This window comes from Sphingopyxis sp. L1A2A, from assembly GCF_005502465.1.
Lineage (GTDB): Bacteria > Pseudomonadota > Alphaproteobacteria > Sphingomonadales > Sphingomonadaceae > Sphingopyxis.
Genome location: NZ_SCOT01000007.1, coordinates 89,896 through 108,271 on the forward strand (window position 1 = coordinate 89,896; position 18,376 = coordinate 108,271).

The window sequence follows — 18,376 nt, forward strand, 5'->3', positions numbered from 1 at the left end:
GGCGGCCTAGCACCAGCCGCATGACCGACTATTCCAACCTGATCCAGCCCGACAAGGGGCAGGACGCCCGCACGATCCATCTTGTCGACAAAAAGAGCTATGCCGAATGGCTCAAGGGCCGCAGCGTGCGCGAACGCGCGCACCTCGCCGCGGTGGGTTTCAAGCCCGATGCTTATGTTCACGCGATCCTGCCCGGTGACGACCCCGACAAATGGGCGGTCGTGACGACCGTCGCCAGCACCGATAGCCTGTCTGCCTGGTGCCTCGCCAAGCTCGGGCAGATCCTGCCCGAGGGGCGTTATCGGGTGGAGGGCCGACAACCGGGCAAGGCGTTGTTCGGCTGGATGAGCGCGCAATATCGGTTCGACACCTATCGGGCGAAGGTCGAGTCCAAAGGACCGCGCGTACTGCTGACCACCGATGTCGGCGCGATCGCGCCGCTCGTCGCCGAAATGCGCGCGACCGCATTGGTCCGCGACATGGTCAACACCCCCGCCGCCGACATGGGACCGGCGGCGATCGAAAAGGCGGCCGAGCGCATCGCCAAGGCGCATGGCGGCAAGCTGACCGTGACCAAGGGCGAGGCGCTGGAACAGGGTTACCCGATGATCCACGCGGTCGGCCGCGCCGCGGCCAAGCATCACGCGCCGCGCCTGATCGAGATCGAGTGGGGCAAGGACGGCGATCCGCGTATCGCGCTGGTCGGCAAGGGGGTCAGTTTCGACAGCGGCGGGCTGGATATCAAGCCAGCATCGGGCATGCGGTTGATGAAAAAGGACATGGGCGGCGCCGCGCATGTGCTGGCGCTCGCCGAACTGGTGATGGCGAGCGGGCTGCCGGTGCGGCTGCACTGCCTGGTCGCGGCGGCCGAGAATGCGATCTCGGCCGATGCATTTCGCCCCGGCGACGTGCTGAAAAGTCGGCTTGGACTGACCGTCGAGATCGGCAACACCGACGCCGAGGGACGGCTGGTGCTGGGCGATGCGCTGGCCAGAGCGGGCGAAGACAAGCCCGAACTGATCGTCGATTTCGCGACGCTGACCGGCGCCGCGCGCGTCGCGCTTGGCCCCGACCTCCCGCCGCTGTTCGCCAATGACGACGCGCTGGCTGATGCGATACTGGCCGCCGGGATCGACCGCGACGACCCGCTGTGGCGGATGCCGCTGTGGGACGGCTATGCCGATCTGCTCGAAACCGACATCGCCGACCTGGGCAACGCGGGCAGCTCGGCCTTTGCCGGGACGATCACCGCGGCGCTGTTTCTCAAGCGCTTCGTGCCCGACGGCGCCCTATGGGCGCATCTCGACACCTTTGCCTGGCGCCCGTCGGCGAAGCCCGGTCGCCCCAAGGGCGGCGCCGCGCTGGGGTTGCGCGCCGCGTGGGCGATGCTGCAGGCGCGCTACGACCGGCGCGGCAAAGCCTGAACATTCTTGATAAAGCGGGTCCGGCTGGTCTAATGGCGCGCGATTGTCCGCCGGGGGCGCGGAACAGCTATTTACGGGACGGCACGTGACAGGTCAAAGCGGCGATAATTCAGCGGCACATCGCGTTCGCATGGGGCGCCCCGGCGCCGCGGGCGCGGGCCGCGATCGCTTTGGCCTGACCGGTACGTCGCAGGCCTATGACCCGCGCATCGTCGCCATCCGTCCCGACCTGGCCGACATCGCCGTCGCCGGACAGCATTTCGCCCCGCATTATGCCGCGCCGATGATGCGCAGCGGCGTGTTGCCCGCCGCGGTGCTGCGCGGATCGCCGTCGCTGGACGCCGACCAGACGAGCGAATTGCTGTTCGGCGAAGGCTTTGCCCTGCTCGACCTCACCGGCGGCTGGGCCTGGGGATATTGCCTCGCCGACCATTATGTCGGCTATCTGTCCGCCGACGCGCTGGCCGCGCCGATTGCACCGACCCATCGCGTCGAGATGATCGAAGCCATCCTGCACAGCGCCCCCGACGCGGCGAGCGGCGGGCCCGCCGTCCTGCCGCGCGGCGCGCTGGTGATGGGCGAGGTCGAGGGCGAGTGGCTGGTCACGGCGCACGGCTATCTGCCGTTGGCGGCGCTGGTCGAGGTTGGCGCCGAAGATGCCGACCCCGCCGGACGCGCCGAGGAACTGATCGGCACCCCCTATCTGTGGGGCGGCCGCACGTCGAAGGGCATCGATTGTTCGGGGCTGGCCCAACTGAGCTGGGCCGCCGCGGGGGTGCAATTGCCGCGCGACAGCGATTTGCAGCTGGCAGCACTGGGCGCGGACAAAGACGTCGATCCGGCGGCGCTGGCGCGCGGCGATCTGGTATTCTTTCCTGGCCATGTCGGGATCATGGCCGACGAGCGCAATATCATCCACGCCAGCCGACGATGGATGGCGGTGAAAACAGAACCGCTGGCCGACGTCGTCGCACGTTCGGCCGCCAAGGATCATAATCCGCCGGTGAGCGGATATAAACGACTGCGATAAACCATGACACAGACGGTCTTCATCGACGGCGCGGCGGGAACGACGGGCCTGGAAATTGCCGAGCGGCTGGCGGGGCGGAGCGAGTTTTCGCTGCTCGCGATCGATGACGCGCGGCGCAAGGACGCCGGCGCGCGGCGCGAGGCGCTGAACGACGCCGATTTCGTCATCCTCTGCCTGCCCGACGATGCGGCGCGCGAGGCGGCGGCGATGATTGCCAATGATCGCACCCGCGTCATCGACGCATCGACCGCGCACCGCGTCGCGCCGGGCTGGGTCTATGGCTTTCCCGAGGTGAGCGGGCACGACGCGGTCGCCGGTGCGGCACGGGTCAGCAATCCCGGCTGCTATTCGACCGGCTTTATCGCGCTGATTGCACCGCTCGTCCGCGCCGGGCTGCTGCCCGACGACTGGCCTTATGCCTGCAACGCCGTCAGCGGCTATTCGGGCGGCGGCAAGGCGCTGATCGAGCGGTTCGAGCAGGATCGCGACATCGCGTGGCGGGGCTATGCGCTGGGGCTTGGCCACAAGCATGTGCCGGAAATGCAGGCGCGCTGCGGCCTGTCGATCGCACCGCTGTTTTCGCCCTCGGTCATCCCCGCGCATCGCGGCATGGTGGTCGATGTCCAGCTGCCGCTTAGCGCAATGCCCAAGGCGGGTGCGCCGGATGCGTTGCGCGCTGCGCTGACGGATTTCTATGCCACCAGCCCGATCGTGGTGATGGGCGAAGCGCCGACCGATGGCGAAATGCTGCTTCGCGCGTCGGATGCGGGCGACGACCGGATCGAGCTGTTCGTTTTCGCCAATGCCGACGCCAGTCAGGCGCGCCTGATCGCGCGGCTCGACAATCTGGGCAAGGGCGCCAGCGGCGCGTGCGTCCAGAATCTCAACATCATGGCAGGATTGCCGGAGACGGCGGGGCTGCGGCTTTAGCTCTCCGTCGTCATTGCGAGGAGCGAAGCGACGCGGCAATCCAGCGTAGCGTAACCCGCCCTGGATTGCTTCGCTTCGCTTCGCTCGCAATGACAAAATGCTGTGGCGCTGACCCTCAGTGTACCGTGTCGAGAATATCCTCGACCGCCAGATAGGTGATCAGCCGTTCGATCTGGCGCCAGCGCGCAAAATGGACGTGATTGCCCAGCACACGATATTGTTCGGCGCGCGCGGCGGCGGCGAAACCGGCTTCTTCGCCATGCACGCGGATCAGCGCATGGGCATCGTCGACCGCAGCGCGATCGGTCAGAAATGGTGCAGGCAGATGCATGGAGTCCCCGTCCGTTGCCTTGGAGCCGTTCTCCTAAAGCGCGCGCCTCACCGCGCCGTTCCCAACCGTGATGAAGATTGGGGTAAGGTTAATCGAAGTGCGCGTGCGGTTAACCCTTTGCTGGGCCGTACCGGGCGCGTTTCGCCTCTTTGCCGCCGCGCTTGGTCCGTGTAGGTAAGAGCTATGCGCAAGATCCTGAAATATGTCGCCCTCGCCCTGTTGCTGCTGATTATCGTCGGCGGCGTGACGCTGTACATCATGTCGCGGCCCGACGTCGCCCGCTTCTCGACCGCCGAACTCAGCGGCCGGGTGCCGGTGATGGCGTCGCAGAAGACCGAAACCTTCCCGACCGTCAACGTCCCCGAAGCGACGAGTTGGCCCGCGGGTCAGGCGCCGCGCGCGGCGCAGGGACTGGTGGCCCAGCGCTTTGCCGAAGGGCTCGACCATCCGCGCACCATGCTCGTGCTGCCCAATGGCGACGTGCTGGTCGCAGAATCGCAGAGTCCGCCGCGCGACACCTCGGGTGTCGAGGGCAAGATCATGAGCAATCTGATGACCAAGGGCGGCACCGGTCGCCGCCCCTCGGCGAACCGCATCACCCTGCTTCGCGATGCCGACGGCGACGGCAGGGCCGAGGTCAAGACCGCTTATCTGACGGGCCTCAACTCGCCCTATGGCATGGCGCTGGTCGGTGACACGCTGTACGTCGCCAACACCGATGCGCTGCTCGCCTTCCCCTATGTGGCGGGAGAGACGAAGATGAGCGGCAAGCCCACCAAGATCGTCGACCTGCCCGCCAAGGGCACCAATCGCCACTGGACCAAAAGCCTTGTCGCTGCGCCCAACGGTTGGCTCTATATCGGCGTGGGCGCCGACAGCAATATCGGCGAAAAGGGCATGAACCGCGAGTTTCGCCGCGCCAGCGTGCTCGAAGTGCGTCCCGATCAGAAATATATCCGCACCTTTGCCGCGGGCATCCGTAACCCCGTCGGGCTGGGCTTCTATCCCGGCAGCGAGCGGCTGTGGACCGTGGTCAACGAACGCGACATGCTGGGCAGCGACCTTGTCCCCGACTATCTGACCGACGTCACCGAGGGCGATTTTTATGGCTGGCCCTGGTATTATTGGGGCGGCTTCGTCGACCCGCGGGTCGAGCCCGAGGCCGAAGATCGCCGCCAATATGTCAAGCGCCCCGAATATGGCCTGGGCGCGCACACCGCGCCGCTGGGCATGACCTTTACCCAGGGGCTCGATCTGGGCGACCGCTGGGCGAACGGCGCGCTGGTCGCGCTGCACGGGTCGTGGAACCGCGAACCGGTGTCGGGTTACAGCGTCGTATTCGTCAAGTTCGGTGCGAACGGCAAGCCGGTCGACGCGCTGCCCGTCACCCTGCTCGACCAGTTTCTGGGCAAGGACGGCAAGACGACGCGCGGCCGCCCGGCCGATGTGAAGGTCGCGAAGGATGGGAGCGCGCTGGTTGCCGACGACACCGGCGGGGTGATCTGGCGGGTCGCGAAAGCGGGGTAGCTTAGAGCCCCTCCCCTTCAGGGGAGGGGTTTTCTACACCCGCATCGGCATCAGCACGTACAGCGCGGGGCTTTTTTCGCTTTCGCGGATCAGTGTCGGGGCGTTGGCGTCGGCGAGGTGGAGTTCGACGGTGTCGCCATCGACCTGGCCCAGGATGTCACTGAGATAGCGGGCGTTGAAGCCGATTTCGATCGCGTCGCTGTCATAACCCGCAGCGATTTCTTCGGCCGCCGTGCCATTTTCGGGGCTGGTCACCGACAGGGTGATGCGGTCCTTGTCGAGGCTGACTTTCACCGCGCGGGTTTTTTCGCTGGCGATCGTCGAGACGCGATCGACGCCCTGATAGAGGCTTTTCGGATCGACCTTGAGCAGCTTGTCGTTCGCGGTCGGGATGACCCGGCTGTAATCGGGAAAGGTGCCGTCGATCAGCTTCGAGGTCAGGATGGCGTTGCCGAGCTGGAAACGGATCTTGCTCGCCGACAGGCTGATTTCGACATTGCCCTCGGCCTCGTCAAGGAGCTTGCGGATTTCGGTGACGCATTTGCGCGGTACGATGACGTCGGGCATCGACGACGCGCCTTCGGGACGGGTGACGGTATAGCGCGCGAGGCGGTGACCGTCGGTCGCCGCGGCCTTCAGCACCGGACCCGACGCGTCTTCGGCGACGTGCAGAAAAATGCCGTTCAGATAATAGCGCGTTTCTTCGGTCGAAATCGCAAAGCGCGTCTTGTCGATGATCTGGATCAACTCGGCCACCGGCAGTTCAAAATTGGTCGGCAGATCACCCTCGGCGATCACCGGAAAATCGTCGCGCGGCAGCGTCGGCAGGTTGAAGTTCGAGCGGCCCGCCTTGACCTGCATCTTGCCCTCGGCGGCGGCGAGGCTGACCTCGGCACCCTCGGGCAGCTTGCGCGCGATTTCGAACAGGGTGTGCGCCGACACGGTGGTAGTGCCCGCGGTTTCGACCTTGGCCGCGATCGTTTCGACGACCTGCAGATCGAGGTCGGTCGCCATCAGCTTCAGCTGGCCCGACGCATCGGCTTCGATCAGGACGTTCGACAGGATGGGAATGGTATTGCGCCGCTCGACCACCGACTGGACGTGGCCAAGGCTCTTCAACAACACTGCGCGTTCGATCGTCGCTTTCATTCTAAATCCGCCATCCCTGTGTTCCGCGGGAGAAGTCCCTGAAAGGGCCGCCATCGGAGGCGATTCGTTGCCCCGATTCCCGGCCCCTGAAAATGCTCACCTTCCTTAACGCACGCGTCGGCACGTGCAAGCCATGCTTGCAAAGCATCCCCAATCGCGCGAACGAGGGCCGATGCGGCGCCGGGTCTCCCTTTTCCTGATGTTGGCGGCAATGCCCGCCGTGGCGCTCGCCGCCGTTCCGACGGCATTGGGCATTTTCGACGGCTGGGGCGCGTTCCGCGATCCCGCCACGCCGCGCTGCTACGCCCTCGCCGCCCCCTCGGCAACGATCGGCACCCCGCAGGTCAAAGCCTATGCCAGCGTCGGATATTGGCCGAAATCGCGGATCCGCGGGCAATTCTATGTCCGCCTGTCGAAGGCGCGCGCGCCAGGGCGCGACCTGCGCCTGACCATCGGCAGCCGCCGCTTCATCCTGACCGGCAATGGCGCGCATGGCTGGGCCAGCGACCCCCGGATGGACGCCGCGATCGTCGCCGCGATGCGATCGGCCCCCAGCATGAGCATTGCAAGCAGCACCGCGTCGGGCGGTGCGATCGCCGATACATACCGGTTGCGCGGCGCCGCCACGGCGATCGACGCGGCGGCGCTGGGATGCGCGAAGCTGCGGTAGGGCGATTTGGGAAAGTGACGAAAAACTGCGCAACTTCACGCGCAAATCGCGTTTCGTCGCACGCGTTGCGCGGCGCCGAAGGGCGGCTGTAGCGGTCAGGAGGAAAGCTGTGTCGCGCATCATCGCCCCGCAGGCTAAATCGGCGGAATATTGTAGGACAGCGATTTCGGAATGGAATTGACGCGATGAAGACACTCGGCCTGATCGGCGGTTTGAGCTGGGAAAGCTCGGCCGAATATTACCGGCAGATCAACCGGCAGGTGCGCGAGCGGCTGGGCGGTCTCCATGCCGCGAACATCATGATGCACTCGCTTGATTTCGCGCCGGTCGCCGCGTTGCAGGCGCAGGGCGACTGGGCGGCGCTCGACCGCGCGATGGTCGAGGCGGCCGACATGCTTGCGCGCGGCGGCGCCGACATTCTCCTGATCTGCTCGAACACGATGCACCGCTGCGCCGATGCGGTCGAGGCCGCCTCGCCCATCCCGCTGATCCATATCGCCGACCCCGTCGCGGCGGCGATCAACGCCGCCGGGCTCAGCCGCGTCGGCCTGCTCGGCACCGCCTTTACGATGGAGCAGGATTTCCTGAAGGGCCGGTTGGCGAAGGCGGGGCTGGAGGTGATCGTTCCCGACGACGCGGGGCGTGAGGCGATCCACCGCATCATTTACGACGAACTGGTTCAGGGCGTCGTCAACGACGTGTCGCGCGACCGGTGCCGCAGCGTGATCGCCGCGCTGATCGATCGGGGGGCGCGGGCGATCATCCTCGGCTGCACCGAAATCATGCTGCTGGTCGGCGAAGAAGACAGCCCGGTGCCGCTGTTCGACACGCTGGCGCTGCACGTTGATGCCGCGGTCGAGGCGGCGCTGACAAGCTAGCTGCGCGCGAGTTTGGTCAGTTCGACCGCCAGGAAATCGAGCACCAGCCGCACCCGCGGCACATGGCGCAACCGTTCATGGGTCAGCAGCCATAGTCCCGTCGTGTCTTCCTTTTTGGGCGGGATGCAGCGGATCAGGTCGGGTTCGCGGTCAGCGATGAAGGCGGGCAATATGGTCAGCCCCATGCCCGATCGCACCCCGGCAAGCAGGCCGGTGCCGGTGTCATATTTCATCACCACCGATGTTTCGAGCCCATATTGCCGCAGCCACGCCTGATAGGGTTCCCACACCCCGCCGCCGCCGCCGATGAACGGATGCGCGGCCAGTTGTTCGCGGCTGTGCGGGATGCCGTGGCGATCGGCATAATCGCGGCTGCAATAGACCGTCCATGGATTGTCGGCGATGCGCCGCCCGACCAGCCCGGCGCCGGTCGGCTGCTTGCTGCTGCGGATCGCGATGTCGGCGGCGCCGCTCGCCAGATCGCGCTGCTCGTCCGACGTGTCGAGCTGGATGTGGATGCCGGGATGGACGGCGCGCAGGTCGCGCAGGATCGGCGGCAGGATCGTCACCGCAAAAATTTCCATCGTCGTCAGACTGACCGTGCCGCCGGCATCGCGCGACCGTGCCCCCGCCGCCGCGCCGAAGCGATCGGCCGCGTCACGCACCGCGACGGCGCTCGCCAGCATCGCGTCGCCCACCGGGGTCAGCGCATATCCCACCTGCCGCCGCTCGAACAGATTGAGGCCGGTCGCCTCCTCGAGCGCCGCGATCCGCCGCGCGACGGTCGTCTGACTGACCCGCAGCGCCTGCGCCGCGGATAGCGTGCTGCCGGTCTCGGCCACCGCGAGAAAGGCTTTAAGGTCGTTCCAATCGTACATGGCGTCTTGTGCGTCATAAGCGGCTTCGCGGCATTCTGCAATTTTGCAGAATAGCCCTGCAACATCGTTGCTCCTCGCGCGCCCGGCGAACGCCTATCTCGCTGCTACCGGCTTCCTCCCCTCCTCCACAAGCCGGCCGATGGAGACATAAGATGAAAAAACTTTTGATCCTCGCCGCGCTGGCCGCCACGTCGGTTGGCCAGCCCGTGTTCGCCCAGTCGGCGCCCGCCAACCCCAGCGTCGCCGTCCAGCATCGCGACCTTGACCTGCGGACCGAGGCCGGTGCCAAAAGCCTGGACCGCCGCATCTGGCGGGCCGTCGTCGAGGTGTGCGGCACCGCGTCGGATTTCGATCTGAAAGGCAAGAACGACGTTCGGCAATGCCGCGCCGACACGCGGGCGACGGCGACGGCGCAGGCCGAGGTGGCGATCGCCGACGCGGCGCGCCATCAGGTCATTCGCGTCAGTTCGATCCGGAAATGATCCGTAGGTGCGGGCTTGACCCGATGACGTGAGAGCCGGGCGGCGCACGGCGCCCCGTGGCGGCATCGCCCGGGGCGCGATGGGCGCTGGCCTATTTCACCAATCCCTGTCCCGGCACCCAGCGCAAATCACAGCCGCCGGTCTGCCCGAGCAGCACCCTGTTCCATACCGCCTTGTCGGTGTCGGTTCCGGTGATCCTGGGTTTGGCCAGCGGTCGCCGGTCGAGGTACAGGCCGCTGACAAAGGCGGTGAGCTGCTTGCCCTCGATCAGCCGCGATGCCTTGGAATAGAGGACATAGATTTGCGGCAACTGGCCGCGGCGGACGATGGTCTGGGTTTTGTTCGACGCTACCTGGACATCGCCCGCACCGGGGGCCGACAGCCCATTATAATCGGCGAAAATCCATTGTCCTGCGGGGCCTGAAATCAGCAATTCGACCCCGCTCGACCCGGCGCCGTTGACCTCGGCCTTTTCACCCTGCTCCAGCAGGATGGTCGAATGGCGGGTGCAGATTTTCTGCCCCGGCGCCGCCGATGCGGTTTGCGTAACGGTCATGGCCAGACCGATTGCGGCCAGCGAAATGATACGGTGCATGTGGATGACCCTTCAGGCGTCTGTCGATAGTTTAGGGCGCGCGGCAACCCCTGCCAGCCGTGATAATGTACTGGTTCAAGGGGGCCAATTGGCTAGCCGCGCCCGTCAAAGGCTGCCCGAGCACTTTCGACATCGGCCAGATTCGCCTCGGCCCATTGCCAAACCCCGCAGAAAGCCTCGCCCAGGCTGTGGCCCAGCGCGGTCAGGCCATATTCCACCTTGGGCGGGACGACGGGATAGACCGTGCGATGTACTAGCCCATCGCGCTCCATCGCGCGCAGCGTCTGGGTCAGCATCTTCTGGCTGATCCCGGGAACGAGCTTTGAAAGCCGCGTGAAGCGGCAGGTGCCATGATCCTCCAGCTCTTCGAGCACGAGCAAGGTCCATTTGTCGGCGACGCGGCCGATCAGCTCGTTGACCAGTATCTCGACGCGGGGATCGACCGGCATATTCGGGTCATAGGCAAAATTTTCGGCGGTCGACATGGCGCAAAATCCAATTCTCTCTTTTGGGTAACTATAGCACTTTGAGGTGCCTACTTTCTTTTGGAGAGTGTAGGTCTATTTGGGTCTTCTCACCATCCCCCAAGGAGGAAGATCATGAACACGACAGGCAACACCATCCTCGTCAGCGGCGGCGGTTCGGGGATCGGGCTGGCGCTCGCACAGCGCTGGCACGACGCGGGCAACATTGTAATCATTACCGGGCGCAACGCCGCGAAGCTCGACGCCGCGATTACCGGACGACCGAATATGTCGGCGATGACGCTCGACGTGACGGACGCCGATGCGATCGCGACCTTCGCCAAAGACATCGTCGCGAAGCATCCCGGGCTCAATGTGCTGGTCAATAATGCCGGGATTATGAGCAGCGAGGATGCGAGCGCGAAGCGCGATCTGGCCGACGCCGAAGCGACCGTTTTGACGAATGTCCTTGGCCCGATCCGGCTGACCGACGCGCTGATCGACCATCTGGCGACGCAGAACGACGCGGCGATCGTCAATGTCACGTCGGGGCTGGCGTTTGTGCCCTTGCCCAAGGCGCCAACCTATTCGGCGACGAAAGCCGCGATGCACAGCTATTCGGTCGCGCTGCGCATCCAGCTGGCGGGCGAGGTCGAGGTGATCGAGCTGGCGCCGCCCGCGGTGCGCACCGACCTGACACCGGGACAATCGACGCGCGAGAACTATATGCCGCTCGACGACTTCGCCGACGAGGTGATGGCGCTGTTTGCGCAGGCGCCGACTCCAGAGGAAATTCTGGTGCAGAATGTCCTGCCGCTGCGCCATGCCGAGGCCAACGGGACGGTACCGCAGGTGTTGGGGATGCTGGCTTCGTTGTGAGTTGTTCCTCCCGCTGAAAGGGAGGGGATGGCGGCAGATTGCACAATCCGCCCTTCCCCCCTATATGCGCGCCCATCATGCAGATTCCCGGCCATATCGACCCCGTCACCACGGGCACCGTTCCCTTGCGCGGCGGCAACCGCATCGACCTGGTCGGGCTGACCCGCGACGCGATCGGCGGGGTGCTGGTCGAGGCGGGTCTGGACGCGAAGGGCGCCAAGCTGCGCGCCAAGCAGATCTGGCACTGGATGTACCATCGCGGGGTCACCGATTTCGAGGCGATGACCGACATCGCCAAGACGATGCGCCCGTGGCTGACCGACCGCTTCATCATCGGCCGCCCGACGGTGCGCGAAGCGCAGGTGTCGAGCGACGGGACACGCAAATGGCTGCTCGCCGCCGCCGACGGCCAGGAATATGAGATGGTGTTCATCCCCGACGCCGATCGGGGAACCTTGTGCGTGTCGAGCCAGGTCGGCTGCACGCTCAATTGCCGCTTCTGCCACACCGGGACGATGCGCCTGGTCCGCAACCTTGCCGCGGGCGAGATCGTCGGACAGGTGATGCTGGCGCGCGACGAGCTGGGCGAATGGCCCAAGGGGACGATGGCCGGCTTCGGCCCCGATCCCGAGGATGAGGACGACGAGGAAGGCGGCCACTATACCGCCGACGGCCGCATCCTGACCAACATCGTGATGATGGGCATGGGCGAGCCGCTGTATAATTTCGACGAGGTCAAGGGAGCGCTGAAGATCGTCATGGACGGCGACGGCCTGGCATTGTCGCGCCGCCGGATCACCCTGTCGACCAGCGGCGTGGTGCCGATGATGGCGCGCGCAGGCGAGGAAATCGGCGTCAACCTGGCGGTGTCGCTGCATGCGGTGTCGAAGGAAATCCGCGACGAGATCGTGCCGCTCAACCGCAAATATGGCATCGACGAATTGCTGAAGGCGTGCGCCGACTATCCGGGCGCGGGCAATTCGCGGCGGATCACCTTTGAATATGTGATGCTGAAGGACAAAAACGACAGCGACGACGACGCGCGCGAGCTGGTGCGGCTGATCAAGCAATATGGCCTGCACGCCAAGGTCAATCTGATCCCGTTCAACCCCTGGCCCGGCGCGATGTATGAATGTTCGTCGCCCGAGCGGGTGCGCGCGTTCAGCAACCTGATTTTCAAGGCCGGGATTTCGGCGCCGGTGCGCACCCCGCGCGGGCGCGACATCATGGCGGCGTGCGGGCAGCTGAAAAGCGCCGCGACCAAGCCAAGCCGCGCCGAACTCGACCGCATTGCGGACGAAAAACAGGCAGCACTGGGCTAAACGACGCCCGATCCGGTCCCGCAGGATCGCATTCGCCTCACCTCACATCCGCAGGAAAGCGCCAGATTCCGCACGCCGCGGCTGCATAGCTATTCTATACTGTGTGGTAAAAATAACACAGGTAAGAAAATTGTCACATAAAGACACTTCCGTTCATTGAAGCGACAGCTGCGAACGCCATTTACGGCGTGGACCACGACCCAAAGGGCGTGGCCGCACAAATGTAGAAGGAACGATAAATGAAGAAATTCGCAGTTGCAGCCGCTCTCCTGACGGCCATCGTTGCAACCCCCGCCATGGCGGCCGAAGGCGGCGAAGGCCGCGTCGAAGTGCGCGGCGGCCTGATCACCGGCAACGGCATCGACGAAGCGACGGCAGGCCTCGCTGCCGGTTATGACTTCGACCTGGGCAGCGCGGCATTTGTCGGCGCCGAAGTCGCGGGCGACAAGGTGCTCGTCGACGGTGCGGACGTTCAGTTCTCGGCCGGCGGCCGTGTCGGCGCCAAGGTTGGCGCGGCTGGCAAGGCCTATGTCACCGGCGGCTACACCTTCAGCGACGTCAAGGACCCGTATGTCGGTGCCGGTTACCAGCACAAGCTGGGCCAGAACCTGTATGCCAAGGCCGAATATCGTCACCAGTTCATCGAGAACTTCGGCGACTTCGACACCTTCGTCGCGGGCGTCGGCTTCGCGTTCTGATCCTTCGGAACAGCAAGCCAGATCAGGAAGGGGCGGCCCGCGGGTCGCCCCTTTTCTTTTGACCGCCAGCTGCCGCTATCCCCTTGTTCAGTCGATTTTTACCGCTCTGACCTAGGGTGGTCGCCAACGGAGGGTGGGCGATGAAAAATCTTGTTTTCGGTCTGATTGCGGGCGCAGTACTCGGGAGCTGTTCGGCGGGCGGCGTGGCAGAAAAAACCTATGCGATGCCCGCCGAGGACGCGCGGCGCATTTTGCTGTCGGCCGATTTCGATCGCGGCGTTCTTCCCGGATCGTCGTCGCTGAAGCCGCAGGTCAAGGTGAACTACGAACAAACGCTGGAGTGGCAGGTTCTCGACGACAGCCAGAACGGCAGCGGCTGGTGGTGCCCGCTTGCGATCGAACCGGTGGGCGAAGACGGCAAGACCATCCGCGTCGTCAACCAATGCGCCGGAATGATGTCGGCAGAGCGGAACCGGCATCTGGACGAGCTGGTCGATGCCGCGCTGGCCGACCGCGAACCGAAGTTCGAGCAAGCGGCGGGATAACGCCCTTCCCTTTCGGGCGGCGCGGCGCCACGATCGGCGCATGACCGCTCTTGCCTATATCGCCGCCGCGCTGGCTGAAATCGCGGGCTGCTTCGCCTTTTGGGCGTGGCTGCGGCTGGACAAGTCGGTGTGGTGGCTCGCCCCCGGCATGGCGTCGCTGGCGCTGTTCGCTTATTTGCTCACGCTAGTCGATGCCGATCATGCCGGGCGCACCTATGCCGCTTATGGCGGGGTCTATATTGCCGCGGCGCTGCTGTGGCTGTGGGCGGTCGAGGGCGCCAAGCCCGACCGCTGGGATCTGATCGGCGCCGCGGTGTGCCTGGGCGGCGCGGCGATCATATTATTTGGGCCGCGGGGGAGTTGACCTTCTCAATCCTCCCTGTGGCGTAGCCATGGGGAGGTGGCAGCGCGAAGCGCTGACGGAGGGGCCATGGCGCCAACGCCGCCGCCCCTCCACGACTCATCTGCGATGAGCGGTCCCCCTCCCCATGGCTTCGCCACAGGGAGGATTGCGCTACCCCGCGTCCGGCAACGCCTGTTCGACCAGCGGCGCCAGCCCCTCGGCGACCACCGCCACCCCTTTCGCATTGGGATGCATATTGTCGCCGAGCATCAGCGCCTTGTCGGTCACGACATTGTCGAGAATGAACGGGTAGAAACTCACATCATATTTGGCGGCTAGCTCCGAATAGATCGGGTTGAATTTCTTCGCATAATCGCTGCCCAGGTTCGGCGCCGCCATCATGCCGGTCAGCAGTACCGGAATCTCGCGCTTTTTCAGCTCGGCCAGCATGGCGTCGAGATTGGCGCGCGTCTGGTCGGGGCCGATGCCGCGCAGCATGTCGTTACCGCCCAGCCCCAGGATCACCAGCGCGGGTTTGGCTTTTGCATTGTCGAGGACATAGGTCAGCCGCTGGCGCCCCGCCGCGGTCGTATCGCCCGACACCCCGGCGTTCTGCACCCGCGCGATCACGCTGTCCGCAGCCAGTGCGGCCTGTAATTGCGGCGCCAAGCCCTCTTTCGGCCCCAGCTGGTACCCAGCATACAGACTGTCACCGAAAGCGATGACCAGCGGTGCGTCAGCGGGAATCGCGGGCGCAGCTTTGGCGGCAACCTTGTCGTTGGTCGAAGCCGCCGGGGCTTCCGCCGATCCGCATGCGGCGAGCGGTTGGCAAAGCGCGATGGCGCAACCATATAAAGCGTAAGAGCGCCATCCGGCCGTTCGTTTTTCCAAAGGTTTCTCTCCTTGCCCGACACTCGACCCCAACCGGTCCTGGCGCCCGAGATGGCGATCGCCGCTCATAATGTGACGCTGACACTCGGCAGCGACAAGGCCCCCGTCGAAATTTTGCGCGGCGTCGATCTGGAGGTTCCCGCGGGTGCGTCGGTCGCGCTGCTGGGGCCGTCGGGGTCGGGCAAAAGCTCGCTAATGGCGGTGCTCGCGGGGCTGGAGCGCGCCAATGGCGGCAGCATCCGCGTCGCGGGGCTCGATTTCACGAAGATGGACGAGGACGAACTGGCGCGCGCGCGCCGCGGGCGCATCGGCATCGTGCTCCAGGCCTTTCACCTGCTGCCGACGATGACCGCGCTGGAAAATGTCGCGGTGCCGCTGGAACTGGCGGGGATCGCCGACCCGTTCGGGCGCGCCGCCGCCGAACTCGAAGCCGTCGGGCTCGGCCACCGCCTGACCCATTATCCGGCGCAGCTGTCGGGCGGCGAACAGCAACGCGTCGCGATTGCGCGCGCGATGGCGAGCGAACCCGCGATCATCTTTGCCGACGAGCCGACCGGTAACCTCGACACTGCGACCGGCCATGCGATCATCGACCTGATCTTTGCGCGCCGCGCGGCGCTGGGCGCGACGTTGCTCATCATCACCCACGATCCCGAACTGGCCGAGCATTGCGACCGGGTGGTTGTGATGCATGACGGGCGGATTGAGGAACGGGCGGCGTGAACTCCCTCCCGTTCCGTTCGCATCGAGCGAAGTCGAGATGCCCCTCGACCTTGCTCTACTCCGATGGGTGTCTCGACTTCGCTCGACACGAACGGATGTCGGAGGTTTTGCTCTGATGCTCCCCCTAGCTTCCCTGTGGCGGATCGCGCGCCGTGATCTGGCGACGCGCATCCGCGGCCTGCGCCTGCTCGCCGTCTGCCTGTTCCTGGGCGTCGCGACGCTCGCCGCGATCGGCAGCCTGACCAGCGGCATCACGTCGGAGCTCGAGGTGCGCGGGCAGACGATCTTGGGCGGCGACATCGAATTCGGCATCCCGCAGCGGCAGGCGACGGCCGAAGAAATGGCCGGGTTCCGCCGCGTCGGCACGCCGTCGGCCACCGTGCGGATGCGCGCGATGGCCAATGCGCCGGGCGGCGATGCCTTGCTGTCCGAGTTGAAGGCCGTCGATGGCACCTATCCGCTCTATGGCACGATGCGGCTCGACAGCGGCGTGCGCCGTGGCCCGCCGCCCGCGGGCAGCATCTGGATCGGCAAGGATCTTGCCTCGCGGCTCGACCTGAAAGTCGGCGGCGGGGTCAAATTCGGCGAAACGACGTTCCGGATCGACGGTATCATCACCGAAGAACCCGACCGGCTGGGCGAAGGTTTCACGCTTGGCCCCGTTGCGATCATCGGGCTGCCCGATCTGCCCGCCACGCAACTGATCCAGCCGGGCAGCCTGTACGAAAGCAAATATCGCGTCCGCCTGCCCGCCAGCGCCAATCCGGAAGCGGTCGGCAAGGCGCTGACCGCCGAATTCCCCGAAGCCGGCTGGGACATCACCGACAGCAGCAACGGCGCGCCGGGGACGCGGCGCTTCATCGAACGCATGGGGCAATTTCTGTCGCTCGTCGGTCTTGCCGCGCTGGTGATCGCCGGGATCGGCGTCGGCAATGGCGTCGCCAGTTACCTCGCGGGCAAGCGCCCCGGCCTTGCGACGCTTAAGGTGCTCGGCGCCGACAGTGCGACCGTTTTGCGCATCTATGGTTTGCAAATATTGGCGGTCGCTGCGGTTTCGATCCTCGCCGGGTTGATCGTCGGCGCGCTGGCGCCGGTCGCGATCGGCGCGATTGCCGGTGACGTATTGCCGGTGCGGCCGGGCTTTGCGCTTTATCCGCTGCCGCTTGGCGTCAGCGCCGCTTATGGTCTGCTCATCGCCATTGCCTTTGCGCTACCGCCGCTCGCGGCGACGAAACATATCCCTGCGGCAGGATTATATCGCGCCACCGTCGACAAGGGGGGGCGGATCGACCGGTCCGCGCTGATCGCGGTTGCCGTTGCATTAAGCGCCATCGTCGCACTGGCGGTCGGCACCGCGCGCGAGCCGCTGTTCGCGCTGGGCTTTATCGGGGCGGCGATCGGCCTGCTGCTGATTCTCGTCGGGCTCGGCTGGCTGGTGCGCCGCACCGCGAGCCGCCTGCCCCGCCCGCGCCGTCCGCTGCTACGACTCGCGCTCGCCAATCTGCACCGGCCTGGGGCATCGACCGGCGCGCTGGTCGTGGCGCTCGGGCTGGGGCTGACGCTGTTCGTCACCCTGGCGGCGATCCAGACCAGCATCACCAACGAGATTTCGCGCACCGTACCCCAGCGCGCGCCGAGCTTTTTCGTGCTCGATGTGCCGCGCGACGGCGCCGGGCAGTTCCGGTCGATGGTGACCGGCGCGGCACCCGATGCTCAGATCAACATGATCCCGGCGCTGCGCGGCAGCGTCACCGAATTTCGCGGCCAGCGCGTCGACGAGCTCGCCGAATTGCCCGAGGGCGCGTGGGTGCTGCGCGGCGACCGCGGGCTGACGTACAGCGCGGTGCCGCCGAGCGGCAGCGAGCTGGTCGGCGGCCGTTGGTGGGCGGCCGATTACAAGGGACCGCCGCTGGTCAGCGTCGAGCAGGAGGTCGCAACCTCGCTGGGCCTCAAGATCGGCGATACGCTGAGCGTCAATGTGCTGGGGGTCGAGGTGCAGGCAAAGGTCGCATCCTTCCGCACCGTGCAATGGGACAATTTCGGGCTGAATTATGTGCTCGTCTTTTCGCCCGGCACCTTCGACGCCGCGCCGCACAATATGGTTGCGACCGTCGCGGTCGACCCGGCCGCCGAGACGGTGCTGGCGCGCAGCATCCCGCGCGCCTTTCCCTCCGCATCGCTGATCGCGGTGCGCGATGTGGTGTCGCAGGTCACGACTTTGCTGACCCAGATGAGCCAGGCGATCGCGGCGGCGGCGAGCATCGCGATCCTCGCCGGCATCGCGGTGCTGATCGGCGCGATCGCCGCCAGCCGCGAGCGGCGGGTGTATGACAGCGTGATCCTGAAGCTGCTCGGCGCGTCGCGCGGCCAGATTTTGGGCGCGCAGGCGATGGAATATGCGGTATTGGCCGCCGTGCTGGCGGTGCTGGCGCTCGGGCTGGTCCTGATCGCGGCGCGCTATGTCGTGGTCAGCCTGTTCGATTTCACCTTTGCCCCCGATCCGCTGATCGTCGGTGCGACCTTGGTCGGCGGCGCTGGCCTGTCGTTCCTGATCGGCATCGCGGGCAGCTGGCCTCTGTTGTCGGCCAAACCGGCGCAGGCGCTGCGGAGTCTGTAG

Annotated in this window: 20 protein-coding genes; 14 read left to right on the plus strand and 6 right to left on the minus strand. The window is 65.8% G+C overall.

Annotation, left to right across the window (positions count from 1 at the left end):
• Positions 1-20: 20 nt before the first annotated feature.
• The 3 genes from FFS68_RS06810 (at position 21) to argC (ending at position 3,384) form a co-directional block, all read left to right on the plus strand.
• Positions 21-1,424 carry a leucyl aminopeptidase family protein gene (locus tag FFS68_RS06810; RefSeq protein WP_137752431.1) on the plus strand — a complete coding sequence of 468 codons (1,404 nt, stop codon included), beginning with the start codon at positions 21-23 and terminating at the stop codon, positions 1,422-1,424.
• Positions 1,425-1,554: 130 nt separating this feature from the next.
• Positions 1,555-2,454, plus strand: coding sequence for a C40 family peptidase (locus tag FFS68_RS06815; RefSeq protein WP_137752432.1), 900 nt, complete (start codon positions 1,555-1,557; stop codon positions 2,452-2,454).
• Positions 2,455-2,457: 3 nt separating this feature from the next.
• Entirely contained in the window at positions 2,458-3,384 is a 927-nt protein-coding gene (gene argC / locus FFS68_RS06820; protein WP_137752433.1) for an N-acetyl-gamma-glutamyl-phosphate reductase, read from the plus strand.
• Positions 3,385-3,499: 115 nt separating this feature from the next.
• Here the strand turns inward: argC and FFS68_RS06825 are convergent, their stop codons facing one another.
• Positions 3,500-3,715, minus strand: a complete 216-nt coding sequence (locus tag FFS68_RS06825) for a hypothetical protein (RefSeq protein WP_137752434.1) — start codon at positions 3,713-3,715, stop codon at positions 3,500-3,502.
• A gap of 183 nt (positions 3,716-3,898) precedes the next feature.
• Between FFS68_RS06825 and FFS68_RS06830 the strand changes: the two genes are divergently transcribed.
• On the plus strand, positions 3,899-5,242 hold the full coding sequence (locus FFS68_RS06830; RefSeq protein ID WP_137752435.1) for a sorbosone dehydrogenase family protein: 1,344 nt from the start codon (positions 3,899-3,901) through the stop codon (positions 5,240-5,242).
• Positions 5,243-5,275: 33 nt separating this feature from the next.
• On the opposite strand, the gene dnaN is transcribed toward FFS68_RS06830, so the two are convergent.
• The gene (gene dnaN, locus FFS68_RS06835) at positions 5,276-6,391 is read right to left on the minus strand and encodes a DNA polymerase III subunit beta (protein ID WP_137752436.1); all 1,116 of its coding nucleotides are present in this window, start codon (positions 6,389-6,391) and stop codon (positions 5,276-5,278) included.
• Between the two features lie 172 nt (positions 6,392-6,563).
• Between dnaN and FFS68_RS06840 the strand changes: the two genes are divergently transcribed.
• Together FFS68_RS06840 and FFS68_RS06845 are read left to right on the plus strand one after the other, a co-directional pair.
• Entirely contained in the window at positions 6,564-7,061 is a 498-nt protein-coding gene (locus FFS68_RS06840) for a hypothetical protein (RefSeq protein ID WP_137752437.1), read from the plus strand.
• Positions 7,062-7,246: 185 nt separating this feature from the next.
• Positions 7,247-7,939 (plus strand): aspartate/glutamate racemase family protein, encoded by a 693-nt coding sequence (locus FFS68_RS06845; RefSeq protein WP_171003769.1) that lies wholly within the window; start codon positions 7,247-7,249, stop codon positions 7,937-7,939.
• Here the strand turns inward: FFS68_RS06845 and FFS68_RS06850 are convergent.
• Positions 7,936-8,817: a LysR family transcriptional regulator gene (locus FFS68_RS06850; RefSeq protein ID WP_137752439.1), complete on the minus strand. Its 882-nt coding sequence runs from the start codon at positions 8,815-8,817 to the stop codon at positions 7,936-7,938. The two genes, FFS68_RS06845 and FFS68_RS06850, sit on opposite strands and share 4 nt — an antisense overlap.
• Positions 8,818-8,969: 152 nt before the next feature.
• Between FFS68_RS06850 and FFS68_RS06855 the strand changes: the two genes are divergently transcribed.
• Positions 8,970-9,299: a UrcA family protein gene (locus FFS68_RS06855; protein ID WP_137752440.1), complete on the plus strand. Its 330-nt coding sequence runs from the start codon at positions 8,970-8,972 to the stop codon at positions 9,297-9,299.
• 91 nt (positions 9,300-9,390) lie between these two features.
• Here the strand turns inward: FFS68_RS06855 and FFS68_RS06860 are convergent, their stop codons facing one another.
• Together FFS68_RS06860 and FFS68_RS06865 are read right to left on the minus strand one after the other, a co-directional pair.
• Positions 9,391-9,894 (minus strand): hypothetical protein, encoded by a 504-nt coding sequence (locus FFS68_RS06860; RefSeq protein ID WP_137752441.1) that lies wholly within the window; start codon positions 9,892-9,894, stop codon positions 9,391-9,393.
• A gap of 92 nt (positions 9,895-9,986) precedes the next feature.
• Positions 9,987-10,379: a helix-turn-helix domain-containing protein gene (locus FFS68_RS06865; RefSeq protein ID WP_137752442.1), complete on the minus strand. Its 393-nt coding sequence runs from the start codon at positions 10,377-10,379 to the stop codon at positions 9,987-9,989.
• A 114-nt stretch (positions 10,380-10,493) separates the two neighbouring features.
• On the opposite strand from FFS68_RS06865, the gene FFS68_RS06870 reads away from it, so the two are divergent.
• The 5 genes from FFS68_RS06870 (at position 10,494) to FFS68_RS06890 (ending at position 14,166) form a co-directional block, all read left to right on the plus strand.
• Positions 10,494-11,237 (plus strand): SDR family oxidoreductase, encoded by a 744-nt coding sequence (locus FFS68_RS06870; protein ID WP_137752443.1) that lies wholly within the window; start codon positions 10,494-10,496, stop codon positions 11,235-11,237.
• A 77-nt stretch (positions 11,238-11,314) separates the two neighbouring features.
• On the plus strand, positions 11,315-12,559 hold the full coding sequence (gene rlmN, locus FFS68_RS06875) for a 23S rRNA (adenine(2503)-C(2))-methyltransferase RlmN (RefSeq protein ID WP_137752444.1): 1,245 nt from the start codon (positions 11,315-11,317) through the stop codon (positions 12,557-12,559).
• A 239-nt stretch (positions 12,560-12,798) separates the two neighbouring features.
• A complete protein-coding gene (locus FFS68_RS06880; RefSeq protein ID WP_137752445.1) occupies positions 12,799-13,257 on the plus strand; it encodes an outer membrane beta-barrel protein in 459 nt (152 codons plus the stop codon).
• A gap of 140 nt (positions 13,258-13,397) precedes the next feature.
• A complete protein-coding gene (locus FFS68_RS06885) occupies positions 13,398-13,802 on the plus strand; it encodes a hypothetical protein (protein ID WP_137752446.1) in 405 nt (134 codons plus the stop codon).
• Between the two features lie 40 nt (positions 13,803-13,842).
• Complete coding sequence (locus tag FFS68_RS06890) at positions 13,843-14,166, plus strand: YnfA family protein (RefSeq protein ID WP_137752447.1); 324 nt, start codon at positions 13,843-13,845, stop codon at positions 14,164-14,166.
• 150 nt (positions 14,167-14,316) lie between these two features.
• Here the strand turns inward: FFS68_RS06890 and FFS68_RS06895 are convergent, their stop codons facing one another.
• Entirely contained in the window at positions 14,317-15,036 is a 720-nt protein-coding gene (locus tag FFS68_RS06895) for an arylesterase (RefSeq protein WP_137752448.1), read from the minus strand.
• A gap of 51 nt (positions 15,037-15,087) precedes the next feature.
• Between FFS68_RS06895 and FFS68_RS06900 the strand changes: the two genes are divergently transcribed.
• Both FFS68_RS06900 and FFS68_RS06905 read left to right on the plus strand, forming a co-directional pair.
• On the plus strand, positions 15,088-15,759 hold the full coding sequence (locus FFS68_RS06900; protein WP_137752449.1) for an ATP-binding cassette domain-containing protein: 672 nt from the start codon (positions 15,088-15,090) through the stop codon (positions 15,757-15,759).
• A gap of 115 nt (positions 15,760-15,874) precedes the next feature.
• Positions 15,875-18,376, plus strand: coding sequence for an FtsX-like permease family protein (locus tag FFS68_RS06905; protein WP_137752450.1), 2,502 nt, complete (start codon positions 15,875-15,877; stop codon positions 18,374-18,376).